At 74.6% G+C, this 24,164-nt stretch carries 24 protein-coding genes and 1 riboswitch; of the genes, 11 read left to right on the top strand and 13 right to left on the bottom strand.

From position 1 onward, the window contains the following. Positions 1-6: 6 nt before the first annotated feature. Positions 7-657, top strand: coding sequence for a TetR/AcrR family transcriptional regulator (locus tag IF29_RS0126590; protein ID WP_030259869.1), 651 nt, complete (start codon positions 7-9; stop codon positions 655-657). Between the two features lie 32 nt (positions 658-689). Here the strand turns inward: IF29_RS0126590 and IF29_RS0126595 are convergent, their stop codons facing one another. The 13 genes from IF29_RS0126595 to IF29_RS0126655 form a co-directional block, all read right to left on the bottom strand. Beyond that, positions 690-1,193 (bottom strand): flavin reductase family protein, encoded by a 504-nt coding sequence (locus IF29_RS0126595; protein ID WP_030259872.1) that lies wholly within the window; start codon positions 1,191-1,193, stop codon positions 690-692. Positions 1,194-1,242: 49 nt separating this feature from the next. Then, on the bottom strand, positions 1,243-2,394 hold the full coding sequence (locus IF29_RS0126600; RefSeq protein WP_051726037.1) for an LLM class flavin-dependent oxidoreductase: 1,152 nt from the start codon (positions 2,392-2,394) through the stop codon (positions 1,243-1,245). Between the two features lie 88 nt (positions 2,395-2,482). Beyond that, positions 2,483-3,238, bottom strand: coding sequence for an alpha/beta hydrolase (locus IF29_RS0126605; RefSeq protein ID WP_051726038.1), 756 nt, complete (start codon positions 3,236-3,238; stop codon positions 2,483-2,485). Next, positions 3,235-4,437 (bottom strand): LLM class flavin-dependent oxidoreductase, encoded by a 1,203-nt coding sequence (locus IF29_RS0126610; RefSeq protein WP_084715000.1) that lies wholly within the window; start codon positions 4,435-4,437, stop codon positions 3,235-3,237. The genes IF29_RS0126605 and IF29_RS0126610 overlap by 4 nt, the downstream gene beginning before the upstream one ends. A gap of 4 nt (positions 4,438-4,441) precedes the next feature. Next, on the bottom strand, positions 4,442-5,626 hold the full coding sequence (locus IF29_RS0126615; RefSeq protein WP_030259878.1) for an acyl-CoA dehydrogenase family protein: 1,185 nt from the start codon (positions 5,624-5,626) through the stop codon (positions 4,442-4,444). After that, the gene (locus tag IF29_RS0126620; protein ID WP_030259880.1) at positions 5,623-6,717 is read right to left on the bottom strand and encodes an LLM class flavin-dependent oxidoreductase; all 1,095 of its coding nucleotides are present in this window, start codon (positions 6,715-6,717) and stop codon (positions 5,623-5,625) included. Before IF29_RS0126620 ends, IF29_RS0126615 begins: the two co-directional genes overlap by 4 nt. Before the next feature lie 46 nt (positions 6,718-6,763). Then, entirely contained in the window at positions 6,764-7,795 is a 1,032-nt protein-coding gene (locus IF29_RS0126625) for an ABC transporter ATP-binding protein (protein WP_051726039.1), read from the bottom strand. Further along, positions 7,792-8,817: an ABC transporter ATP-binding protein gene (locus IF29_RS0126630; protein ID WP_037596737.1), complete on the bottom strand. Its 1,026-nt coding sequence runs from the start codon at positions 8,815-8,817 to the stop codon at positions 7,792-7,794. The genes IF29_RS0126625 and IF29_RS0126630 overlap by 4 nt, the downstream gene beginning before the upstream one ends. After that, positions 8,798-9,688, bottom strand: a complete 891-nt coding sequence (locus IF29_RS0126635) for an ABC transporter permease (protein ID WP_030259887.1) — start codon at positions 9,686-9,688, stop codon at positions 8,798-8,800. The genes IF29_RS0126630 and IF29_RS0126635 overlap by 20 nt, the downstream gene beginning before the upstream one ends. Continuing rightward, positions 9,685-10,725 (bottom strand): ABC transporter permease, encoded by a 1,041-nt coding sequence (locus IF29_RS46285; protein ID WP_051726040.1) that lies wholly within the window; start codon positions 10,723-10,725, stop codon positions 9,685-9,687. Before IF29_RS46285 ends, IF29_RS0126635 begins: the two co-directional genes overlap by 4 nt. Beyond that, the gene (locus tag IF29_RS46290) at positions 10,722-12,251 is read right to left on the bottom strand and encodes an ABC transporter substrate-binding protein (protein WP_030259892.1); all 1,530 of its coding nucleotides are present in this window, start codon (positions 12,249-12,251) and stop codon (positions 10,722-10,724) included. Before IF29_RS46290 ends, IF29_RS46285 begins: the two co-directional genes overlap by 4 nt. A 500-nt stretch (positions 12,252-12,751) precedes the next feature. Further along, a complete protein-coding gene (locus tag IF29_RS0126650) occupies positions 12,752-13,651 on the bottom strand; it encodes a DsbA family oxidoreductase (protein WP_030259895.1) in 900 nt (299 codons plus the stop codon). Continuing rightward, positions 13,648-14,058, bottom strand: a complete 411-nt coding sequence (locus tag IF29_RS0126655; protein WP_030259905.1) for an RrF2 family transcriptional regulator — start codon at positions 14,056-14,058, stop codon at positions 13,648-13,650. Before IF29_RS0126655 ends, IF29_RS0126650 begins: the two co-directional genes overlap by 4 nt. 119 nt (positions 14,059-14,177) lie before the next feature. Between IF29_RS0126655 and IF29_RS0126660 the strand changes: the two genes are divergently transcribed. From IF29_RS0126660 to IF29_RS0126705, 10 genes are all read left to right on the top strand, one after another. Further along, positions 14,178-14,759, top strand: coding sequence for a cupin domain-containing protein (locus IF29_RS0126660; RefSeq protein WP_030259908.1), 582 nt, complete (start codon positions 14,178-14,180; stop codon positions 14,757-14,759). Between the two features lie 25 nt (positions 14,760-14,784). Then, the gene (locus IF29_RS0126665; protein ID WP_030259911.1) at positions 14,785-15,510 is read left to right on the top strand and encodes a class I SAM-dependent methyltransferase; all 726 of its coding nucleotides are present in this window, start codon (positions 14,785-14,787) and stop codon (positions 15,508-15,510) included. A gap of 230 nt (positions 15,511-15,740) precedes the next feature. Beyond that, positions 15,741-16,274: a fluoride efflux transporter FluC gene (locus IF29_RS42390; RefSeq protein ID WP_063757614.1), complete on the top strand. Its 534-nt coding sequence runs from the start codon at positions 15,741-15,743 to the stop codon at positions 16,272-16,274. Beyond that, positions 16,271-16,720, top strand: a complete 450-nt coding sequence (locus IF29_RS0126675) for a DUF190 domain-containing protein (RefSeq protein WP_084715002.1) — start codon at positions 16,271-16,273, stop codon at positions 16,718-16,720. The genes IF29_RS42390 and IF29_RS0126675 overlap by 4 nt, the downstream gene beginning before the upstream one ends. Then, positions 16,720-17,088 carry a fluoride efflux transporter CrcB gene (gene crcB, locus IF29_RS0126680; RefSeq protein ID WP_030259920.1) on the top strand — a complete coding sequence of 123 codons (369 nt, stop codon included), beginning with the start codon at positions 16,720-16,722 and terminating at the stop codon, positions 17,086-17,088. Before IF29_RS0126675 ends, crcB begins: the two co-directional genes overlap by 1 nt. Positions 17,089-17,197: 109 nt before the next feature. Continuing rightward, a riboswitch (SAM riboswitch) is annotated at positions 17,198-17,326 on the top strand. A gap of 66 nt (positions 17,327-17,392) precedes the next feature. Next, entirely contained in the window at positions 17,393-18,118 is a 726-nt protein-coding gene (locus IF29_RS0126685; protein WP_030259922.1) for a GNAT family N-acetyltransferase, read from the top strand. Positions 18,119-18,306: 188 nt separating this feature from the next. Next, entirely contained in the window at positions 18,307-20,145 is a 1,839-nt protein-coding gene (locus tag IF29_RS0126690) for an AMP-binding protein (RefSeq protein WP_051726041.1), read from the top strand. Beyond that, complete coding sequence (locus IF29_RS0126695) at positions 20,142-21,500, top strand: condensation domain-containing protein (RefSeq protein WP_030259927.1); 1,359 nt, start codon at positions 20,142-20,144, stop codon at positions 21,498-21,500. Before IF29_RS0126690 ends, IF29_RS0126695 begins: the two co-directional genes overlap by 4 nt. Before the next feature lie 6 nt (positions 21,501-21,506). Next, positions 21,507-22,886 (top strand): condensation domain-containing protein, encoded by a 1,380-nt coding sequence (locus IF29_RS0126700; RefSeq protein WP_030259930.1) that lies wholly within the window; start codon positions 21,507-21,509, stop codon positions 22,884-22,886. A 6-nt stretch (positions 22,887-22,892) separates the two neighbouring features. Next, entirely contained in the window at positions 22,893-24,152 is a 1,260-nt protein-coding gene (locus tag IF29_RS0126705) for an MFS transporter (protein WP_030259933.1), read from the top strand. Positions 24,153-24,164 lie beyond the last annotated feature (12 nt).

Below are 24,164 nucleotides of genomic sequence, written 5' to 3' on the forward strand. Positions count from 1 at the left end.
GCCCCCGTGGACCGCGTGGTCGGGCCCGTCGCGGGACTGCGCCAGCGCAAGAAGCAGCGCACCCGCTGCCAGCTGCTGGAAGCCGCCCAGAAGCTCTTCCTCCGTCAGGGCTACGCCCGCACCACGGTGGACGAGATCACCGCGGCCGTCGACGTCTCGCAGCGCACCTTCTTCCGCTACTTCGCCAACAAGGAGCAGGTGGCGCTCGCCCTGATGGAGGACGGCGCGGACGACTTCGTCGACTACCTGCGGGCCCGGCCGAGCCATGAGAACCCGCTCCAGGCCCTGCGCGCCGCGACCCGGGAGACCTGGGAGAGCCGCGACATCTCCGAGCCGGGGGCTTCCCCCGCCACCGCGGCGCTGGAGATATTCCAGCTGATCGAGTGCACCCCGACGCTGCTCGCCGCCTACCTGCACCGGCTCGCCGAGCAGCAGCAGCTGATCGCCGAGGTGCTCGCCGAGCGCGAGGGCGTCGACCCGGCCGTCGACCTGCGGCCCAGGGTGCTGGCCGCGGTGTTCAGCGCGGTCGGACGGACCGCCCAGCACGAGTGGGCCGCCGGCGTCGCCGGCCGCGGTGTGGACGTGGAGGACCTGGTCCAGGTGCTGGACCGGCACTTCGACCAGCTCGGCCCCGCGCTCACCGCCGACTGGCGGTAGCCCGCCGAACCTCCCCGCTGCGCACCGTCGGTTCAGTGCGGGCGGAAGGAGCCGAAGGAGCCGCTGTGGTGCAGCAGCGGCGGGGCCTCGCCGTCGCCGCCCGCGTCCAGCACCTCGCCGACCACCAGCAGGTGGTCGCCGACCTCCTGGTGCAGCACCGGACGCGCCGTCAGCCAGGCCGGGACGCCGTCCAGCAGCGGCACGCCACGGGGTCCCGGGGACCAGCCGGTGCCGGCGAAGCGGTCGGTGCCGCTGCGGGCGAAGCGTTCGGCCAGCTCGCGGTGGTCCTCGCCGAGGACGTGGACCGCGAAGATGTCGGCGGCCAGCACGGCGGCGGCGGTCGAGGCCGTGCTGGAGAGGTAGAAGGAGACCAGGGCGGGCTCCAGCGACACCGAGGTGAACGAGGTGGCGGTGAAGCCGGCCGGCCCGGGCACGGTCAGCACGGTCACCCCGGCGGCGTGCCGGCGCAGGGTGCGGCGGAGCAGGTCGGCCGGGCTGAGGTCGGCGGGCGCGGAGAGGTCCGTGGTCGAGGTCATGGCGGGTTCCCTGTCTCTGGTGGTCATCGGGGGCGGTCTGCTGTCCTGGTCAGCGGTCTGCCGTGGTCGGCACCGGGGTGAGGTGACGGGTGCGGGACGGCTCCCCGGCCAGCACCCCCTCGCGGCGCAGCAGCGGGAGCACCCCCTCGCCGAACCAGTGCGCCTCCTCCAGATGCGGCTGGCCGGAGAGCAGGACGTGCTCCACGCCCAGGGCGTGGTACTCGGCCAGCCGTTCGGCGACCTGCTGGTGGCTGCCGACCAGGGCGGTCCCGGCGTGCCGGCGCAGCAGGCCGAAACCGGCCCAGAGGTTGGGCGACACCTCCAGTGCGTCGCGTCGGCCGCCGTGCAGGGCGGTCATCCGGCGCTGCCCCTCGGAGCTGGTGCGCGCGGCCCGGGCCTGCGCCAGCGCGACGGCCTGCGGGTCCATCGCGGCCAGCAGCCGGTCGGCCTGGGCCCAGGCCTCGGCGGCGGTGTCCCGGGTGATCACGTGCACCCGGACGCCGAAGCCGACGCTGCGGCCCTGACGCTGCGCCAGCTCCCGTACCGAGGCCAGCCTCGGCGCCAGTTCGCCGGGCGGCTCGCCCCAGCTGAGATGGACGTCGGCGTGGGCGGCGGCGATCCGCAGGGCCGGCGCGGAGGAGCCGCCGAGCAGGACCGGGGGTATCGGGTCGGGCGCCTCGGCGACGGTCGCGCCGCGCACCCGGTAGTGCTCGCCGTCGTGGTCCAGCGGTTCGCCGGACCAGGCGCCGCGCAGCACGGTCAGCCACTCCTCGGTGCGGGCGTAGCGGGCGTCGTGGTCCAGCCAGTCGCCGAAGCGCCGCTGCTCCTCGTCGTCGGAGCCGGTGACGACGTTGAGCAGCAGCCGGCCGCCGGAGACCCGTTGGAAGGTGGCGGCCATCTGGGCGGCCAGAGTCGGGTTGAGCGCGTCCGGGCGCAGGGCGACGACGAAGCGGATCCGCCGGGTCTCCCTGAGCAGCGCGGCGGTGGTGATCCAGGGGTCCTCGCACCAGGTCCCGGCCGGGGTGAGCAGCGACTCGAAGCCCAGCCGCTCGGCGGCCCTGGCCACGTCGGCGAGGTAGTCGATGTCCGGGGCCCGGTCGGTGGGGCGGGGCGCGGCGGTGGCGATGCGGGAATGCACCCAGCCGACCACGTCCCGGCCGTCGCCCGAGGTGGGCAGGTACCAGTGCGGATGCAGGGCCATGGAACGGTCCTCCTCGGGCGAACGGACGGATGCTGCGGAGAGACGGTGCGGAGACAGGGTGCGGGGACATGGTGCTGCGGACGGGTCGTCAGTCGGTGGACGGCTGGTGGAGGGTGACCACGTTGGTGCGGTGCGAACCGGCCCGCAGCCGCTCCAGCCACAGCACGACCGTCGCCGCGACACTGCGGTGCGAGATGTCGTTGAGGGAGTCGTGCCGCCCGTCCGCGACGGTGGCCAGCGCGGCCTCCGGCAGCCGCGCCGCCAACTCCCGCGCGGTGGCGACGGGGCTGACCGGGTCGGCCTCGCCGTGCACCAGCAGCACCGGCAGCGCGGCCAGCCCTGCGACGGCCTGCGCGGCCTCGGCCGCGAGGTCCGGTGCGACCGGGGCGTCCAGCGCGGTCCGGTCGAACAGCGGGTCGGCGGCCAGTCGGCCGCGGTGCGTCGGGCATGCTGTACGGGCCGTCAACTGCTCGTCCCAGTCACCGGTTGAAGGGGCGTCATTGACGGTGGGGACGCCCACCAGCAGCAGCGCGTCCGGGGTGGCCGACGGGTGGGCGGCGACGGCGAGGGCCCGCAGCGCCCCGGTGTCGGAGCCGGCCAGCACCAGCGGTGCGGCCGCCCCCTGGGCGACCTGGGCGACGTCGGCCGCGGTCCGCTCGGTGTCGGAGGCCCGGTCCAGCTCCAGGACGTGCACCACATAGGCGTCGGCCGACAGCCTGCGGCCCAGCCGCTCGTACACCCCGGGGTGCTCGCCGCGGCCGGGGAGCAGCACGACCGTGCCGCGCTGCAGCAGGCCTTCGGACGGGTACCAGCTGGCGGTGCGGGTGGCGACAGGGGCGGTCATCGGGCACCCGCCACGGCGACCCGGGCGTCGGCGGAGCCGGCACCGGTCGAGCTGGCACCGGTCGAGTCGGTACCGGTCGAGCCGGCACCGGCGGCGCGGTCGCGGCGGGCGACCTCCGCGCGCACCAGCGGCAGCAGTTCGCGGCCGTAGTCCAGCGCGTCCTCCAGCGGGTCGTAGCCGCGGATCAGCAGGGTGGTCACCCCGATGTCGACGTAGTCGAGCAGTGCCTGGGCCACCGTCTCCGGGGTCCCCACCAGCGCGGTCGAGTTGCCGGCGGCGCCGGTGGCGGCGGCCGGGGCGGTCCACAGCGCCCGGTCGTGCAGCTCGCCCTTGGCCGCGGCGGCCAGCAGCCGCTGCGAGCCGGCGTTCTGCGGCTGCGCGCCGGGGCCGGTGGGCAGGATGTCGCGGCGGCTGCCGACGAAGGAGCCGGCCGCGCCCCGGGACCTGATGGTGTCCAGGATGCCGTGGGCGCGTTCCCAGGCGGCCTCCTCGGTGGCGCCCAGGATCGGCCGGAACGAGACGCTGATCCGCGGCGGGGTGGTCCGGCCCGCCGCCAGCGCGGCGGCGCGGACCGAGGCGATCTGCTCGGCGGTCTCCGCCAGCGGCTCGCCCCACAGCGCGAAGACGTCGGCGTGCTTGCCGCCGACCCGGTAGGCGGCGGCCGAGGAGCCGCCGAAGTACAGCGGGATGCGCGGCTGCTGGGCCGGCTTCACCTCGGAGTGGAAGTCGGCGAAGCGGTAGTAGGTCCCGTCCAGCCCGAAGGGCTCGTCCTCGGTCCAGGAGCGGGTGAGGATGTCCAGGTACTCGTCGGTGCGCTGGTAGCGCTCGTCCTTGGGCAGGTGGTCGCCGTCGCGGCGCTGCTCGGCGTCGTGGCCGCCGGTGATGATGTGCACGGCGACCCGGCCGCCGGAGAACTGGTCCAGGGTGGCGAAGGTGCGGGCGGCCAGGGTCGGTGCGACGAAGCCCGGGCGGTGCGCGACCAGCAGTCCCAACCTCTCGGTGTGGGCCGCGACATGGGCGGCGACCTGGGTGCCGTCCGGGCTGCTGGAGCCGTAGCCGATCAGGATCCGGTCGAAGCCGGCCTGCTCGTGGGCCTGGGCGAAGCGGCGGGTGTAGTCGGGGTCGACGACCGGGCCGCTGGGCGGACGGGTCTCGGAGACGTCCCGAGTTCCGATCATTCCGATGAACTCGACTGGCATGGGGTCAGTTGCCTTTCACAGAAGTGGCGACCGGGCCGAGTGCGGCCCGTCCGGCGGCGAGCAGGGACATGTCGTCCTGCGGGGTGTGCACCCGGCTGCAGAGGACGTCGCGGTGGTGCCGCTGCAGCGGGTTGTCATAGGTGAGTCCGTGGTTGCCGACCAGGGCGACGGCCTGTTCGACGGCGCCGATGGCGGCGCGGGTGCCGAGCACCTTGGCGCCGCCGGCCTGCCGGGCCGCCGCCGGGTCGCCCGCGTCGACGTCCGCGGCCAGGGCGCGGACCAGGCGTTCGGCACCGCTGAGGGCGATGTCGATCTCGCCGACCGCGGTCTGGAAGCGGGGCAGGGTGGCCAGCGGGGCGCCGAGGGCGCTGGGGACGCGCTCGTGCAGGAAGCCGGTCAGCCACTGCTGGGCGGCCCGGGCGACGCCCAGGTAGAGCGCGGTCAGCCCGAGCGAGTTCCAGGCCCCGCCGGTCTCGTCCCGGCCGCCGCCGCTGCCGGGCTCGGCAAGACCGGCGACCTGGCCCAGCGGCACCCGCACCGCCTCCAGCAGCACGTCGTCGCTGCGCGAGGCGCGCAGGCCCAGATGGTTCCAGGTGGGCAGCACGGTGACGCCCTCGCTGCCGCCGCGGACCAGGAACGACCCGACCCGGGGCACCGGCTCGTCGGTGCGTGCCCAGACCAGCATCCAGCCCAGTGCCTCGGCGCCGGTGGAGAAGATCTTGTGGCCGGTCAGCTCCCAGTGGTCGCCGCGCGGCACCGCCACCGTCCGCGGCAGCCCGCCGCGCACCGGCGAGCCCAGCTCCGGCTCCACCCGCAGCGCGTTGACCAGCACCGGGCGGGTGGTGGACTCGTGCAGCAGCAGCTCGTAGGACTCTTGCGGCCAGTCGCTGGAGCGGGTCTGGGCGGCATGGGTGAACAGGGTCATCGCCGTCACCAGGGCGACCGCGGGATCGCCGGCGCCGAGCGCCTGGAGGATGCGCACGGTGTCGGCCAGCCCCGCGCCTGGGCCGCCGTGGGCACGGCCGACGGTGGCGGTCAGCAGCCCGGCCTGGTGGACCGCGGCGACGCCCCGGTAGGGGAAGCGGGCGTCGCGGTCGTGCTCGGCGGCGTCGGCCGCCAGTACGGCGGTGAGCTCCGGGAGCCGGTCCAGGGCCGGTGGGGTCAGCTCCAGCAGCGGCGGGGAGCTCATGCGTCGACCAGCACCCGGTTGCCGACGAACTGCTGACGTTCCGTCTGCTCGCGGACCAGGGACACCAGGGTGCCGTAGTCGCGGGCGTCCGCCAGCGGGTCGAAGCCGCGGATCAGCAGGGTGCCGACGCCCAGCGCGGTGTAGTCCAGCAGCGACTCGGCGACCTGCTCGTAGGAGCCGACCAGCGCGGTCGAGTTCCCGGCGGCGCCGGTGGCCTTGGCCACCGCGGTCCACAGCCGCTTGTCGTGGACGTCGCCCTTGGCGGCGGCGTTCAGCAGCCGCTGCGAGCCCTCCTGGGCCGAGTGGTCCAGGTTGATGACCTTGCGCAGCTCGCCGGCCCGCTCCTTGGTGAGCCGCAGGATCTCCTCGGCGCGCTGCCAGGCCTCGGCCTCGGTCGCGGCCGGGATCGGGCGCAGGCTGACGCTGAACCTGGGCTCGCGGCCGTGCGGCGCGGCGGCCTCGCGCACCTGCTGGATCCGCTCGGCGATGCCGGCCAGCGGCTCGCCCCAGAAGGCGTAGACGTCGGCGTGCTTGGCCCCGGCCCGCACCGCGTCCTCGGAGGCCCCGCCGAAGTACACCGGGATCGGACGGGACGGCAGCAGCGCCGACCTCCCACCGCGGACCTGGTAGAACTCGCCGTCGTAGTCGAAGGGTTCGGTGGCCGTCCAGGTCTTCCTGACCACGTCCAGGAACTCGTCGGTGCGCCGGTAGCGGGTCGGCTTGTCGCTCAGGTCGCCGTCCCTGGCCTGGTCGGCGTCGTCGCCGCCGGTGATCACGTGCAGCGCGATCCGGCCCGGGTGGAAGGCGTCCAGGGTGGCGTACTTGCGGGCGGCCAGGGTGGGCGAGACGAAGCCGGGGCGGTGCGCCAGCAGCACGCCCAGCCTGTCGGTGTGGGTCAGCACCTGGTCGGCGACGGTGAAGCCGTCGGGGCTGGCGGAGGAGTGCGCGACCAGCACCCGGTCGAAGCCGGCCGTCTCGTGCGCCCGGGCCAGCTCCTTCACATAGCCGGGGTCGATGGCGTTCCAGGAACTGCCGCCGCCGGACTCGCTGAAGGGGGCGGTGGCGGCTATGCCGATGAACTCGATGGACATGGCTGTCCCTTCTGTTCTGGATCTTTGTCGATTAATTGATCAGTCGTCAGCGGGTGAGCATGGGCTCGGTCTTCGTGAGCCCGGCCCGCCAGTCGTCCGCGTGGTGGCAGGCCACCTCGCGACTGCCGACCCGGGGCTGCAGGGAGGGCTGCGCCCGGCAGGCCTCCTCTGCGAACCGGCAGCGCGCCGCGAAGCCGCAGCCCTCGGCCGGCTGCGCCAGCGTCCAGGCCGGGCGCGGCAGCCCCGCCCGCAGCTGGGCCGGGTGCAGGTCGTGCTCGCGGCGCACGCTCGGCGCGGAGGCGGTGAGCAGCGCGGTGTAGGGGTGCAGCGGTTGCGACAGCACCTCGGTGGTCGGGCCCTGTTCGACCAGCCGTCCGCGGTAGAGCACCGCGATCCGGTCGGCGATCCCGGCCAGCGAGCTGAGGTCGTGCGAGATCACCACGACCGCCAGGTCCAGCTCGGTCCGCAGCCGGTCGAACAGCCGCAGCACATGGTTGCGGTTGGACGCGTCCAGGGCGCTGACCGGCTCGTCGGCCAGCAGCAGCCGGGGCCGGGTGACCACGGCGCGGGCGATGGCGACCCGCTGCCGCTGGCCGCCGGAGAGCTGACCGGGCAGCCTGTCCGCCAGGGCGGCGTCCAGGCCGACCTGCTGCAGTGCCCCGAGCACCCGGTCGGCCCGCTCCTCGCGGCCGGCCCGTCCGGCAGCGACGGCCAGTGGCTCGCCGATCAGTTCACGTACCGTCAGATCGGGGTCCAGCGACCGCAGCGGGTCCTGGAACAGGTACTGCACCGCGCCCGAGCGGCGGAACTCGCGCAGCGCCCGTCCGCGCAGACCGGTGACCTCGGCGCCGTCGACCAGGATCCGTCCGCCGGTGACCGGGGACAGCCCGACCACCGAGCGGGCCAGGGTGGTCTTGCCCGAGCCGGTCTCACCGATCACGCCCAGGATCTCGCCGGCCCGGGCCTGCAGCGACACCCCGTGCAGCACCTGCTGCCCGGGCCGGCCGGCCCGCCGGCCGAAGGCCACACTCAGGTCCTCGACCTGGAGCAGCGCGTCCGTGCTCTGTTCCGCGGTCATGCGGTCACCTCCTCGCGTCCGGTTCCGGCCAGCGCCAAGTCGTCCGCGCGCACGCAGCGGGTCCTGCGGCCCTCGCCGGCCGGGCGCAGCGGCACCGGCTGGTCGCTGCGGCACTGCGGCGCCGCGTACTCGCAGCGGTCCGCGAACCGGCAGCCGGTGGGGGCCTCGCCCGCCTCCGGCGGCCGTCCGGGGATGACGGCGAGTTCGCGCCGCCCCCAGTCGCCGATGGAGGCCACCCGCAGCAGCGCCTCGGTGTAGGGGTGGGCCGGGGCCGCCAGCACCTGCTCGGTGGGGCCGTCCTCGACCACCTCGCCGGCGTAGAACACCAGGATCCGGTCGCAGACCTCGGCGACCACCGCCAGGTCGTGGCTGACCAGCAGCAGCGCCAGGCCGCGCTCGGCGCGCAGCTGCGCCAGCAGGTCCAGCACCTCCGCCTGGACCACGGTGTCCAGCGCCGTGGTGGCCTCGTCCGCCACCAGCAGCTCGGGGTCGCCGGCGACCGCGGTGGCGATCAGCACCCGCTGCAGCATTCCGCCGGACAGTTCGAAGGGGTAGCGGTGGAACACCTCCTCCGGCTGGTGCAGCCCGACCGCGCCCAGCAGCTGCACCGCCCGCTCCCGGGCCTCGGACCGGGACAGGCCCTGGCGCACCCGCAGCGGTTCGGCCAGCTGCCGACCCACCGTCAGCGAGGGGTTGAGGTAGGAGGCCGGGTCCTGGAACACCGCGCCGAGCCGCTGCCCGCGCAGCCGCTCCCAGCCGCGCCGGTCCAGCGCGGTGAGCTCGGTGTCGCCCAGCCGGGCCGTCCCCTCGGCGACGGCGCAGCCGGGAGGCAGCACCCCGAGGACGGAGCGGCAGGTCAGCGTCTTGCCGCTGCCGGACTCGCCGACCAGACCGACCGACTCCCCGGCCCTGACCGTGAAGGAGACGTCGCGCACGGCCTCGGTCCGGCCGCCGTTGACGGTGATCCGCAGACCCTCCACGGCCAGTACCTCCGGGGCCTGTTCAGGCGGCGACAGCGGCATCGGCCTTCTCCTCTCGGACGGGGGCGGTGGCCGCGGCCCGGACCGGACGCACCGCGTCCGCGGCGCCGCCGTCCCGCAGGGCGTCCGCCAGCAGGTGCAGCGCACCGACGGTCAGCATGATCAGCACCCCGGGCAGTACCGGGGCCCAGGGCTGCTGGGCCAGGAAGCCCAGGTCGGAGGCGAGCATCCCGCCCCAGGTGGGTGCGGGCGGCTGGACCCCCAGGCCGAGGAAGGTCAGCGAGGTGACCGTGAGCAGGCTGGTCGCCAGCGCCTGGGCGGTGGTCACCGCCACGGTCGGCAGCACCTTGCTCCAGATGTGACGGCGCAGCACCCAGCTGCGCGAGGCCCCCATCAGCTCGGCCGCCTCCACGTAGGGGACCTGACGCAGCCCCAGCGCGGCGGCCCGGGTGACCCGGAAGAACAGCGGGGCCAGCAGTACGCCCAGGGCCAGCATCGCCTGGTGCAGTCCGTTGCCCAGCACGCCGACCGCCGCGATGGCGAACAGCGTGAACGGCAGTGCCATCAGCGCGTCGACGGCCCGCAGCGCGGTCCACTCGAAGACCCGGCCGAGCCAGAGCGAGGCCAGCCCCGGGACGATGCCGAGCACCAGCGCCGCCCCGACGGCCTCCAGCGCGCCGGCCACCGACAGACCGGTGCCGGAGAGCAGCCGGCTGAGCACGTCGCGGCCCAGGTAGTCGGTGCCCAGCAGATGGGCGCCGCTGGGTCCCTGGAGGACGTGGGCGGTGTCCTGGGCCAGCGGGTCCTGCGGCGCCAACTGCCCGCCGAACACCGCAAGCAGGGCCACCAGCAGCAGCACCGCCAGCGCGCCGCGGGCGACCGGGACCCGCAGGGTGTTCCGCAGCGTCCTCATGCCGTCGCCCCTTCCGGGATGCTGATCGCGACCGGGTCGCCGGAGGCGGCGGCGCCCCTGCGCCCGCGCCGCGCAGCCGGGTTGAGCGCCGCCAGCCCGGCGTTGACGGCCAGGTTGGCGATCAGCACCACGCTCGTGGTGACCAGCAGGGTGCCCTGGATCACCGGGACGTCGTGCTCCTGGGCCGCCTGCAGCGCCAGTTGGGCGATGCCGGGCAGGTTGAAGATCCGCTCGGTCACCACCGCGCCGCCGATCAGCATCGGCACGCTCATGCCCAGCACCGTCAGCGCCGGTCCGGCCGCGTTGCGCAGCACATGGCCGAACAGCACCCGGCGCGAGGACAGTCCGCGCATCGACGCCCCGGTCACGTAGTTCTCCCGGAGCGCGCCCACCAGCGAGGTGCGCAGCTGCCGGGCGATCCCGGCGGCGGCCTCCAGGCTGAGCGCGAAGGCCGGCAGCAGCGAGAACCGCAGCCACTGGACCGGGTCCTGGCCGAACGGGACGTAACCGCCCGAGGGCAGCGCGCCCAACTGCACCGAGACCACCGCGATCAGACCGATGGCGATCACGAACGCCGGCAGCGTGCCCAGCACCGCGCAGACCGCGGTCACCGCCCGGTCCACCTTGCCGCCGTTGCTCAGCGCGGCGGCGATCCCGCCGGCGCCGCCGAGCAGCACCGCCATCAGCAGCGCCAGACCGGCCACCGAGAGGTCCACCGGCAGCGCCTGCCAGACGCTCTGGGCCACCGGCACGGTGGTGAACCAGGAACGGCCCAGGTCGCCGTGGAGGGCGTGGCCCAGCCAGCTGAGGAACTGCACCGGAAGTGGGCGGTCCAGGCCGAACTGATGGTTCATCCGGGCGATGTCGGCCGGGGTGGCGGTGTCGCCGAGCACCGCCGCACCCGGGTTGGCACTGGACAGCGCGCCCAGGCCGAAGGTCAGCACCGACGCCAGCAGGAACACCGTCGCGGTGGTGAGCAGCCCCTGGGCCAGCGGCTTGGGGGCCCGGGCGATGCGGGCCGGCAGGGCGGCGCTCACGAGACGGTCACCCCCTCGAAGCGCTGCACCACGACGTCGGCCGGGAGCTGCGAGACGCTCTTGTGCCGGGCCAGGATGCGCGGAACGGTGTAGAGGAAGACATTGGGCATGGTGCGCACCGCGAGCGCGGTGGCCGCCTGCAGCACCTCGGCGTAGTGGGGGGAGTCCAGCGGGGTCGCCGAGACCTTCGCCACCGCGGCCAGCAGCTCCGGCGGGGTGCTGCGGCCCGGGTTCATCAGCCCCTGCGGGCCGAACAGCACCTGGAAGGCCTGGGCCGCGGAGTCGCGTCCGGCGAACTGGTCCACGAAGACCTGCTGGGAGTGCTGGACGTAGGCGACCTGGGTGGCCTGCGCGGCCGGGATCACCGAGATCTTCGCGTTGATGCCGACGGCCTTGAGCTGCGCCTGGATCTGTTCCGGGACGCCCTCGGCGGCGGTGGTGGTCAGCGTCAGGTCCAGGCCACCGGCGTGTCCCGCCTTGGCCAGCAGGGCCTTGGCCTTGGCCGGGTCGTAGGGGTAGAGGCTGTCGGAGGCGGTGTCGTGGCCGACGTAGCCGGGCGGGAAGGGCTGGTTGCTGACGGTGCCGTAGCCGAACTGCGCGGTCTTCAGCAGCGCCTGGCGGTCGATGGCGTACTGCAGCGCCAGGGCGACGTCCGGGTCGGTCAGCGGGGCCTTGCCCGAGTTGACGTCCAGCACGGCGACCACCATCGAGGGGATCACCTGCACCTCCAGGCCGGCCGCCTTGGCGGCGGCGACCTGGCTGCCGGGTATCTGGGCCACGTTGTACTGGCCGGACTGCAGCGAGGCGACCACGGTGGAGGCGTCCGGCAGCGGGTACACCTCGAAGCCGGTGAGCTTGATGTTGGCCGCGTCCCAGTAGCCGGGGTTGCGCCGCAGCACGGCCTTGGCGTTCTGGGTGTAGGAGCTGAGGGTGAACGGACCCGCGCCGACCGGCTGGGTGGCCAGCCCGGCGGCGTTCGCCTCGAAGGCCTTGGGGCTGACGATCATCCCGGTCTTCCCGGCCAGCAGGCTGGGTATCTGGTAGTCGGCCTGGGTGAGCTTCAGCACCACCGTGGTCGGGCTGCCCGCGGTCACCTGCGAGACGTGCGCGAGCTGTGCGGCGACCAGCGACTTGGGGTCGGTGCGGCCCCGGTCCAGGCTCTTCTTCACCGCGGTCGCGTCCAGCGCGCTGCCGTCGCTGAAGGTCAGTCCGGAGCGCAGGGTGAAGGTGATCTCGGTGCCGGTGGCGTTGTAGGACCAGTGCGAGGCCAGCGCCGGGACCGGATTGCCGTTGGCGTCGAGCTTGGTCAGCGCCGCGTAGACCAGCGAGAGGTCGTGGACGTCCCAGCCGGCCGAGGAGAACACCGGGTCCCAGGAGGTCGGCAGCTCCCAGCCCCACTTCAGCGTGCCGGTCCCGGTGCCGGAGGCGCCCGCACCGCTGGAGCTGCCGCAGGCGGTCAGAGCGACGGCGGCACCGGCCCCGAGGCCGAGTCCGAGGAACGAGCGTCTGGCGAGAGCAGAAGTCATGATGGGGCGTCACCTTCGGTCGGGGCGCGCCGAATCGCCCCCTGGCGGGGGAGCACGGGCAGCGCGGGGCGCCGGGCCACTGGCGGCCGGCGGCGCGGGCAGGCATGGGGGAGGGCAGCAGCAGGCGGCAGACGGGGCGGTGCGGGCGGCGCCGACCGACGGCGGTGTCGGTCGAGTGGGACGCAGCTGCCTGCGGATGTCTGCGGGAGATGCTCTACGGAGCAGTGGACTACTCGGCTTCAACCGACGGGGACCGGTCGCTCCCCGGAATGTCGGAGCACGAGTACGAGGGGCGCGGGACGGCCGGGGCGCGGCGGCCGCGGGTGTGCGGCGGCCGGATGGGCCCGGGGCGGCGGGTCAGCGACAGAGGGCGCTGGAGGTGCGCCGCAGGTCCACGTAGCGGCACACCACGGCGGGGTGCGTCGTAAGCATGTGCCTATCGTGGCGGGCCGGGAGGCCCGCTGTCAATGGACACCAAGAGGTGTCTCTTTGAGTGGACGTCAGCCGGCGGCCGATCCGGTCAGCGCCGGATGCCCGGCCGCCTCGTCCGGGTGCAGCCACAGCGGCCCGCCGGCGGTGTCCAGCCGAAGGCCCTGCTCAGGGGGTGTGCCGGGGGTGGTCAGCAGGGCCAACTCCGGTTCGGTCAGGCTTCGGTGGAGCTCCAGCGCGGCATCGGCCGAGGGCAGTTCCGGGGCCGCGTCCAGGGTGCCGCCGACCGCCCGCACCGCCTCGGCGCAGGCGCTGTGCGGGCGCCATCCGGGCACCACCCGGTACCCCAGCGGACCGCGCAGCAGCAGGGTCGGCAGCGCGTAGCGGAAACCGTCGTCCAACTCCTTGGCGCGGCCGGGGTGCGGTCCGGTGGCGTCCTCGGGGTCCATCGCCTCGGGCAGCGGTGCGCGCGCCTCGGCGCGGTCCGAGCGCACCGAGGCCAGCACGAAGTCGGACCGGGCGTCGGCGCGCAACCGGTCCAGGTCCAGCCCGGGGACCGCGCGCAGGCAGGCCAGCACCCGCTGCTCGGTGTCGGCGGGGCGGCCCAGGACGAACACCGACTCGCGCAGCCGCCGCAGCACCCGCTCGGCGACGGTCGGCCCCTGCAGTTCGGCGGCGCGCGCCGCCAGCGCGGAGGGCCAGCTGGAGCGGGCCACCCGGTCCAGCCGCTCGGTGCGCGGGGCCCCGGTGTGCGCGGCCACCTCGGCGACGTAGCGGCTGTACCAGAGCGCCTCGGCCTCCGGGTCGGGCGCCGGGTCGTCGTCGGTGTCGAACAGGATCGCGTAGGCCCGGCGCCAGCGGGCCCGTCCGGCCAGCTCCAGCCGCAGCCGGCGGAACACCGGCTCGGAGCCCCAGGCCCAGGGACAGAGCGGGTCGGTGTACTCGACGACCTCCAGCGCCGGCGCCGTCACACCGCGACCCGAGCGGCCGGCAGCGAGGCCAGGGTGGTGCCGCCGAGGATCCGCCGGGCGCTCTCCTCGATGTCGCGCCAGACGTCGGGCACCCCGGAGGCCGCGCCGGGGTAGTCCAGCGCGCCCAGCGGTTCCCCGCGCAGCGTCATCAACTCCCCGTCGGCGGCCAGGATCACGTCGAGCAGGCTGATCTGGTCGGCGGGCCTGCCCAGCCAGTAGCCGCCCTCGCAGCCGCGCTGGCTGCGGACCAGGCCGGCCCGGCGCAGGTCGCCGAAGACGGACTTGAGGAATCTGAACGGGATCTCCTGGGAGGAGGCGATGCTCTCGCAGGTGAGCGGACGCGCCGTGTCCTGGGCGAGTTCGAGCAGGGCCCGCACGGCGTAGTCCGCCTTCGCGGATATGTGCATGGTCGTCAGTATCCCGTGCCACGGCCCCTGCGGGCAATGGACACCTCTTGACATCCTTTCCGTCCGGCTCCTACGGTCGCAGACGTCCCCGCCCTCTCCCGCAGCCCCTGGACGGCCCGATGACCACGCAGCCCGCCACCTCCGGCAGCACCGCGGCAGCCGCGGCAGGCCCGGCGTCCTGCGACGGCTTCCACCCCGACCTGCCGGACCGTCCCGTGGCCGGCGCCGACCCGGCGGCCCGCTTCCGGGTGCACCACGTCCGCGCCGACGACCTGGACGGGGACACCGCCCAGACCGGCGGGATGCGGCGGTTCGCCGCGATCAGCGGCGCCCGGGTCGGCTCCGAGCGGATGTGGATGGGCCAGACCCATGTCGCCCCGGCGACCGCCTCGGCCGACCACCACCACGGCGCCTCCGAGACGGCGATCTACGTGGTCAGCGGACACCCGGAGTTCGTCTTCCTGGCCGACGGCGACGGCGACGGCGACGGTGGCGGTGGCGGGGGCTCCGAGCAGGAGGTCCGGCTGCGGACCGGTCCGGGCGACTACATCTTCGTGCCGCCGTTCGTCCCGCACCGCGAGGAGAACCCGGACCCGGACGACGAGGCCGTGGTGGTGATCGCCCGCAGCACCCAGGAGGCCGTGGTGGTCAACCTGCCCGGACTGCACGTGCTGCGCCCGGAGCAGCCGCACGCCCACTGACGGCACCGCGCGCTAGGCTGCCGAGGTGTTCTCTCCGCAGGGCCCCACGCTTCGCGAACTCACCGTCCAGGCGCTCTCCTCCATCGAGCACGGCTACGACCTGCTGGCCCCCAGCTTCGACCGGACCCCGTTCCGCACCTCCGAGCGGGTGCTCGACGCGGTGGCCGGCGCGCTCGAACCGCTGGGGCCGTTCGGCGCCGGGGTCGACCTCTGCTGCGGCACCGGCGCGGGCACCGCGGTGCTGCGCGGGCTGTGCGGGAAGCGGGTGGTCGGGGTGGACTTCAGCGCCGGCATGCTGCAGGTGGCGCGGGCGGCCGTGCCGGACACGGAACCGGACACGGAGTGGGTGCGTGCGGACGTCCGCCGGCTGCCGTTCGCCTCGGAGTTCGACCTGGCGGTGAGCTTCGGCGCCTTCGGCCACTTCCTGCCCCGGGAGCGTCCGGGGCTGTTCGCCCAGGCGTACGCGGCGCTGCGGCCCGGCGGCCTGTTCGCCTTTCCGGTCCCGGCCCCGCCCCGGGTCGGCTCGTGGCCGTACTGGGCGCTGTGGGGATTCGACGCGGGGATGCGGGTCCGCAACGCGCTGCTGCGCCCGACCTTCGTGATGTACTACCGCACCTTCCCGCTCCCGGCGGTACGGGCCGAGTTGGAGCGGACCGGCTTCGCCGTCTCCACCGTCCCGCTGACCGCGCTCGGCGAGCTCCCCGACGGCGCCCCGCGCTGCCGCCTGGTACTGGCCCGCCGCCCGGCCTGAGCAGCGCCGGACGCGGTCCGGGCAGCGCCGCACGCCACGCCGGAGCACGGCGGCGGGGGTGGTGCGCGCTTCCGGTCTGGGCGCCCGCTATCCTCGTACCCACGGCGGAGGGGCTCGCCGTAGAACCGCAGCATTCCGCTGCCAACGGTCCCTACCTGGCGGTCTACCTTTCGGCGACCCTGATTTCAGGTAGGAGAGCCATGCCCCGTTCACCTCGTCGTGGAGCGTTGATGCCCGTATCCGAACCGGAGCCGGGGCGGACCCGGCTCTGGGATGTCCTGGCCGTCGTCTCCATCGGCGGTGGCCTGGGGAGCGTCGCCCGCTACGGCCTGGCGCAGGCCTGGGCCACCCCGGCCGGCGGCTTCCCCTGGGCGACGTTCACCACCAATGTGCTCGGCAGCCTGCTGCTGGGCGCGCTGATGGTCTGCGTCATCGAGGTCTGGCCGCCCTCGCGCTACCGCCGCCCGTTCCTCGGGGTCGGCATCCTGGGCGGCTTCACCACCTTCTCCACCTACATGAACGAGACCCGCGGCCTGATCGCCACCGGCCACCTCTCGCTCGCCGACGCCTACGCGCTGAGCAGCCTGATCGCCGGACTGGCGGCGGTCTGGACCGGGGTCGCCCTGGTCCGGCGGCTGTTCGGGCTCCCGGTGCGCCGCGGCCCCAGCCGCCGCAGCGACAGCGGCCGCACCGCCACCGCACCGCCCCGGGCGAGCCGCCCCGCCGAGGAGCCCTCCGCCGAAGCCGAAGGAGTGTCCAGATGAGCCCGTTGCTGCACCGCCGCCGGGACCACGACCGGGACGAGGACCGGTCGGCCGAGCCGCGCGAGGAACTGACCGGCACGGCCCTGCGGCTGACCGTGCACCTGGCCGACGGCGAGCAGTTCCAGCACCGTCCGGTCTACACCGAGATCGTGCACCGGGCGCACCGCGCCGGGCTGGCCGGGGCCGGCGTCTTCCGGGGGATGGAGGGCTTCGGCCGCAACTCCCGGATCGTGCACACCTCCCGGCTGCTGGACCTGGCCGACAGCCTGCCGCTGCTGGTGGTGATCATCGACACCCCGGAGCGGATCCGCGGCTTCCTGCCCACGCTGCGCCGGATCAGCCCGCACAGCCTGGTCACCGTCGAGGAGGTCGAGGTCGTCGCCCCGGCCGACCCGCCCGCCGATCCGCCCGCCGACCCGTCGGCCACGACGGCGGGGGAGCCCTGATGCCGGTCCTGATGGTCTTCCTCGGCGGGATGGTCGGCGCGCCGCTGCGCTTCCTGACCGACCGGGCCGTGCAGCGGCGCCATGACAGCGTCTTCCCCTGGGGCACCCTGGTCATCAATGTCACCGGGTCCTTCGTCCTCGGCGCCCTGGGTGCCGCGTCCGCGCACCACCACCTGGTGCCCGACCTCGGCCTGCTGCTGGGCACCGGGGTGTGCGGCGGGTTCACCACCTTCTCCACCTTCTCCTACGAGACGGTGCGGCTGATGGAGGACGGCTCGCTGGCCGAGGCCGGGCTGAACGCCGTCGGCAGCCTGGGTCTGGGCCTGGCCGCGGCGGCGCTGGGCTACGCACTGCTGACCTGGCTCTGACCCGGCTCTGATCCGGTTCCGCTCCCGCTCCGACCTGCGCCGGAGCGGGCAATGTCCACTGGCTGAGTGGGGATTGCCCGGAGTTGGCGGAGCGGTTACCGTGATCCGTGGTCATGAGTGTCAGCGTCAAGCCCTGGCTTGCTGACCGGCAACCCTCGTCCGCGGTGGGGTGCTCCAGGTGATGACCCGACAGGACGCCCCGGTCCGGTAGGTGCGAGGGGTCCTGTAAGCGCGAAGCCCGCCGGTGTCCCGTCGAACCCGGCGGTACGACCACCGACCGCCATGACCGGAGAGGCTTCCTGCCATGCCCGCAGAATCCCCAGACAGCGCCGCCGCCCATCCGCTGGACAATCCGGCCCGGGCCTCGCTGCTCGGACCGCATGCGCACTTCGCGGAGCGGAAGGGGGAGGTGCTCCGCTACCCCGCCGACGTCACGGTCTTCGTGGCGCTGCCGGACGAGCCCGACGAGCAGACCTGGCGCGATGTGGCCGCGCTGATGGGGCCCGGCGCGGTGGTGCCGGTGGCCGGGATGGCGGGCGCGCCGCCGGCCGACTGGGAGACGGTGATGGACCTGCCCGGTGTCCAACTGGTCGACGACGGTGTCGCCGCAGCCCCGGACGACGAGGCGGTCCGGCTGGGCCCGGACGACGTCCCGGAGATGCTGGCCCTGGTGGAGCAGGCCAAGCCGGGTCCGTTCCTGCCGCGCACCGTCGAGATGGGCAGCTACCTCGGCATCCGCCGCGAGGGGCGGCTGGTGGCGATGGCCGGCGAGCGGCTGCACCCGCCGGGCTGGACCGAGATCAGCGCGGTCTGCACCGCCGACAGCCACCGCGGCCAGGGTCTGGCCGGCCGACTGGTGCTGGCCGTCGCGCACGGCATCCGGGCCCGCGGGGAGACCCCGTTCCTGCACGCCGCCGCGAGCAACACCAACGCCATCCGGCTCTACAAGTCGCTCGGGTTCCGGCAGCGCCGCGAGGTGCGCTTCATGGCGGTCCGGATCCCGGCCGAGGCCGCGGAGGCGCTGGCCTGAGCCCATCCACGGGGTGGACGAGTGACGGGCGGTCCGTCCGTCTTACGGCGGATCCGAGATTCCGTCATATGCCGGAAGACAATGCCAATGGCACGGGCATAGCGTCGTGGTACTGAATCGCTACGCCGCGTGGCGGGCGGACTCCTGGACCGATCGGGGGGTTCTCCGGCCCTGCCGGAGGGAGAGTCATGACCCCGAGCAACAGGACGCCGAGCAACAGGACGCCGAGCAACAGGCCGACGCCGAACATCGAGACGCCGCACCCCGAAACGCCCTACCGCTGCCCACTCGACTGGACCGTCCCGGCGCAGCTGCGGCAGCGGGCCGCCGAGCGGCCGGAGGCGGTGGCGCACCAGGTCGTCGACGGGGCCGCGCTGACCCTGGCGGCCTGGGAGGAGTCCTCGAACGCGGTGGCCCGGGGGCTGGTGGACCGCGGTGTGGTGCCCGGCGACCGGGTGCTGCTCCCGTGCTCCACCGCGGACTGGATCGACTACGCGGTGGCCTGGGTCGCCGTGCTCAAGACCGGTGCGGTCGCGGTGCCGGTCTCGCAGGCGGCCGGCGCCGAGCAGACCGCCACGGTACTCCGGGCGTCCGGCGCCGTCGGCGCGGTGGGGCCGGTCCCGTCGGGGCTGCGCTGCGGCTGGGTCGCCGGCGTGGCCGAACTGGCCGAAGGCCGGTCCACGGCGACGTTCGGGATCCCGACCACCCGGGACGGCGTCGCGGTCACCCCCGTGTCCGACGCCGAGATCATCTACACCTCGGGGACCACCGGGGTCCCCAAGGGAGTCGTCGCCACCCACGCCAACATCCTGTACCCGCTGATGCATTCGCTGTCGCGGCAGGCCAGCACCGCCCTGCACTCCCTCCCGCCAGGGACCACGGTGGGCCAGGGACTGCTGGTCCAGCCGCTGGGGCCGAGCCCGCACGGCGTGCTGACCCTGCCCCGGTTCAGCCCCCAGGCACTGCTGCGGGCGGTCGAGCAGTACCGGCCCAGCCATGTGGTGATGGTGCCGGCCATGGCGATCGCGCTGGTCAACGCCGCGGCCCGGAGCTCCTACGAGCTCGGTTCGGTGCGTCAGGTCCGCACCACCAGCGCGCCGATCCATCCGGCCACCCTGGCGCAGCTGGCCGAACTGTTCCCCGCCGCGCGGATCCGCAACGTCTACTCGACCACGGAGTCCTGGCCGCGTCGGATGGGCACCGACTACGACCCGGCCCGGCCCAAGTCGCTGGGGCGTCCGTCGGCGGGATCACAGCTGCGGATCGTCGGCGCCGACGGCCGGGTCGCTCCGCCCGGGGTGGCCGGGGACGTCCAGCTGCGCAGTGAGGCGCCGCAGCGCCGCTACGACGGCGAGAGCAGTGCCTCCCAGGTGTTCCTCGCGGACGGCTGGACCCGTACCGGGGACATCGGCGCGCTGGACGCGGACGGCTACTTCTACCTCGTCGACCGCAACCCGGACCTGATCAACACCGGCGGTCTCAACGTGTCCAGCCTGGACGTCGAGGCCAGCATCATGGACTACCCCGGCGTCATCGAGGCGGCCGTGGTCGGAGTGCCGCACCCGGTGCTGACCGAGTGCGTGATGGCGGTGGTGCGGGCCGCGCCCGGACTGTCCACCGAGGCGCTGAGCGCCTACGTCCGGGAGCGGCAGGGGATGGCGGCGCCGCACCGGATCGTGGTGATGGACGATCTGCCCCGGAACATGCTCGGCAAGATCGACAAGCGACAGCTGCGGACCCTGCTGACCGAGGGCTCCGGCGAGCAGACCCATGTGCCGCCGGCCACCCGGACCGAGGAGGCCGTCGCCGAGATCTGGGCGGTCGCCCTGGACGTCGACCGGGTGTCGGCCACCGACGACTTCCTGCGGGCCGGCGGTTCGTCGCTGACGGCGATGGAGGTGATCGCCCAGGTCTCCGAGCAGTTGGGCAAGGAGCTGCGGCTCCGCGACCTGCTGGACACCACCAGCCTGCGGGCGTTCGCGGCCCGGGTCGACCGCGCTCCGGCGGCCGCCGGGGAACTGCTGTGACCGCCCGGGTCGACGCGGCCGCGCCGGTCGCCACCGCCAGGACCTGCCCGGTCTCCTTCCCGCAGGAGTCGCTCTGGCCGCCCTCGGGGCTCTCGGCCATCAACGTCCCGGCGGTGCTGCGGTTCCGCGGGACGTTCGACGTCGGGCACCTCTACCAGGTGCTGGGGGTCCTGGTCGGTCGCCACGAGGCGCTGCGCACCGTGCTGGGGAGGAACGCCGACGGGGTGCTGGCGCAGCGCATCGCGCCCACCGGCTCGCTGCCGCTGGAGGCCGCCCGGCACCGCGGCACGCTGGAGTACGTCCTCCCGCGCCTGCTGCTGGCCGGCTCCGAGCGCCCGTTCCGGTTGGACGGCGGGCCGTTGGCCCGTGCCGAACTGCACGGATTCGGACCGCAGGACCATCTGCTGATCCTGTGGATGCACCATGCCGTCTCCGACCTGGCGGCGAGCCGGGTCGTGGTCGAGGAGATCAAGCAGCTCTGGGCCGGTGCACAGCCGGCGCCGGTCCGGGCCCAGATGGCCGACTTCGCCGTGCGCGAACGCGCGGTCCGGGCGAGCGCGGCGCAGCGGGACCACTGGGTGAGCGCGCTGCGCTCGGCCGACGACCTGTTGGGACTGCCGGTCGCCACCGGCACCGAGCACCTGGCCCTGCGCCCGTCGCTGCCGCTGCTCCCGAAGGAGGTGCTGGAGTCGCTGGAGCGGTTGGCAGCCCGGCACCGGACCACGCTGACCGCGGTGCTGGCCGCGGCCGTGGTCGCCGCACACACCGGCGGACGCGCGGACGCCGGCAAGGTGGTGCTGGGACTGACCATGAGCAACCGGGAACTGCCCCGGTTCCGTTCGACGGTGGGCTGTCTGACGGACCAGCTTCCGCTGGTGGTGGACGCCGGCGGGAACCCGACCTTCGGTCAACTGCTGGACCGGGTGCGGGAGGCGCTGCTGGACGCCTACGACCACCGGCTGCCGCTGGGAACGCTGCTGCCGCTGCTGGGACGGCAGCGGCCGCCGGTCTTCGCGGTCAACCTGAACTTCCTGCCGCCGAGCCCGCCCGGCACCCGCCCGGCCGGTCCGTACCCGCCGGTTCTCGGCTCGGCCGGCGCAGCCGTGCCCGGCGAGGTGGAGTTCCCCTACGGGATCGTGAAGACCAGGCCGGACCCCTGGTGGCTGGGCGACGCCGTGCTGGCCTACCGGCCCCGGATCGACGGTCGCGGCCTGGGCGGCGAGATCGAGGGCGACGCCGCCCTGCACTCGGTCGACGCGGTGGCCCGCCACGGCCAGCGCTTCAGCGCGCTGCTGGCCAAGGTCGCCTGGAATCCCGGGGCCACCGTCGGCTCGCTCGTCGTTCCCAGGGGGTGAGCGGACGTGGACCCCATCCATCACCCGTCCACCTACTACCAGCGGGACTGGTTCTCGGCCTGCCGTGACGCCCGCTCCTGGTTCAGCACCCCGGTCGCCTGGAACCTCACCGGTGCCCTGGACCCGGCCGCCCTGACCCGGGCCCTGGAGTCCCTCACCGGCAGGCACGACGCGTTGCGGACCTCGTTCCGGAGCCGGGCCGACGACGTCGACCAGGTGGTGTGGCCGACGGTGCAGATCGACCTGCGCACGGTGGACCTGTTCGGTGCCCCCCGTCCCGAGGCGGCCGTCGACGACCGGATCGTCGTGGAGTCCGGACGCCTCCGACTGCTGGACAGCCCGCCGTTGTGGCACGGACTGCTCTTCCGGCTGGGCCCGCGCCGGCACGTGCTGGCGCTGTTCATCCACCATCTGGTCTTCGACGGATGGTCGCACGGGGTGCTGCGGGACGAGTTGGTGCGCTGCTACCGGGCGGAGGCCACCGGCAGGCCGGTCAGGCTGCCGCCGCTGCGGGTCCAGCCGGGCCGCTTCGCGCAGTGGGAACGCGGCCACCGGGACCCCGCGGCGGAGGCCTGGTGGCACGACCGGCTGGCCGCGCTGCCGCCACTGTCCCCGTTGCCGCAGGTCGGCGGGCACTTCGTGTCGCGGGCGATCCCGGACGTGCCCTGGGAGGCGATGGTGACGCTGGGACGGCTGGCCCAGGCCGAGGGCGTCGGAGTGGGCGCGGTGCTGCTGGCCGTGCTGCTGGCCGCGCGCCGACCGGTCACCGGTGACGACGTGGTCATCGGGATGACCCGCGCCGGCCGTGACCGTCCGGAGCTGCAGCGGGTGGTCGGCCCCCTGCTGGACCACGTGCCGGTACGGGTCGACCTGTCCGGACGGCCCCCCTTCCGGGAACTGCTGCACCGGGTGCACCGCGCCCACCGCGAGGCGATGGCCCATCAGCTGCCCCTCGGCCTGATCCGCCGGGTGGTGCCGGAGGACCTGGGCCCGCGCGGCGGCCGGCTGTACGACACCCGGTACAACTACCTGCCCTACGGCTCGGCGAGAAGCGGGGTCATCACCGCACCGGGCGGCGAACTGACGGTCACCGACCGCGCGTTGGAGCCCACCCGGCTGGCGCCGCGGCACACCGAGGACCACCCCGAGGTACTGCCGCTGAGCTATGTGCTGCGGCACCAGCGCGACGGCGCGCTGCGCGGGGAGGTCTGCGTCCACGACGGGCTGTACTCGGCCGCGCGGACGGCCGAACTCGCCGAGTCCTTCAGCACCGCGCTGGTCCGGGTGGCCCGCGAGGAGGCCGTCCAGCCGCTTCCGGCGCGGCCCCCGACGGTCGCGCCGGCCGGGGCACCGGCGGGCGTGCGGCACCGCGACGCGGCGAGGTGAGCCGCGGTGGCCCAGACGACCGCGCCCGCCGTCGCCCGCAGCCCCGGCGGACCGGACACCCGCAACCGGGCCGTCCTGGTCGTGGTCTGCCTGGCCAACTTCCTGGTGCTGGCCGACGCGACCATCGTGAACGTGGCGCTGCCGACGATCCGCACCGCGCTGCGGCTGTCGCCGCTCGGACTGCCCTGGGTGGTCAACAGCTACACCTTCGCCTTCGGCGGGTTCCTGCTGCTCGGCGGGTACGCCGCGGACCGGCTGGGGCCGCGGCGGGTGTTCACCGCCGGGATGGTGCTGTTCGCGCTCGGCTCGGTGGTGTGCGGGCTGGCCGGGTCGAGCGCGGAACTGGTCGCCGGCCGGACGGTCCAGGGGGTGGGCGGCGCGTTCGGCTGCCCCGCCGCGCTGTCGGTGGTCACCCTGGCGTTCCCGGGGGCGGCCGAGCACACCCGGGCGCTGGCCGGCTGGAGTGCGGCCGGGGCCGGGGCGATCGCCCTGGGACCGATGATCGGTGGCGTGCTCACCGGGGTGCTCGGCTGGTGGGCCGTCTTCCTGGTGCCGGTACCGCTGTGCCTGGGCGCGGCCGTCGCCGGATGGCGCCTGCTGCCCGACGGGGGACCGGCGGGAAATCCCCGGAAGGAGCGGAGCGGTCGGCCGCCGGGCCGTCTCCCGGTGCTGCGGCTGACCGGGGCGGACACCGTGCTGGCACTGACGTCGGCGGCCCTGGTCGCGGTCGGCTACACCAGCACGCTGTGGGTCCAGACCATCCTGCACTGCGGCCCGGTGCAGGCCGGACTGGCGTTCCTCCCGCTCAGCGGCGGGATCCTGCTGGGGGCGGGCGCCGCGCCCGGGCTGGTCCGCCGGTTCGGGGTGCGGGGCTCGGCGGTCGGCGGACTGGTCGTCGCGGTGGCCGGGCTGGCCCCGCTGTCGCGGCTGCCGGCCGGGGCAGGACTTCCCCAACTGCTGCCCTGGCTCGGGCTGCTGGCCTTCGGATTCGGCGTGCAGTCGGTCCCGGTCAGCGTCGTCGCCACCGCCGTCCCCGGCCATGAGGCGGTGGCCTCGGCGGCGTACCAGACCGCCGGGCAGTTCGGCGGCGGCATCGGACTCGCCCTGCTGTCCGGACTCGCCGCGGGCCGTACGGCGGGGTCGCACGCCGCCGGAAACGCCGCGCTGGCCAGCGGATATGACGCCGCGTTCGGTGGTGGCGCGCTGCTACTGGCCGCGGCGGCACTGGTGGCCCTGGTGCTGCTGCGCCCGGCCGAACGCGGCTGAGCGCAGCAGCGG

Origin of the sequence: Streptacidiphilus jeojiense, from assembly GCF_000719095.1 — a bacterium.
Taxonomy (GTDB): Bacteria; Actinomycetota; Actinomycetes; order Streptomycetales; family Streptomycetaceae; genus Streptacidiphilus; species Streptacidiphilus jeojiensis.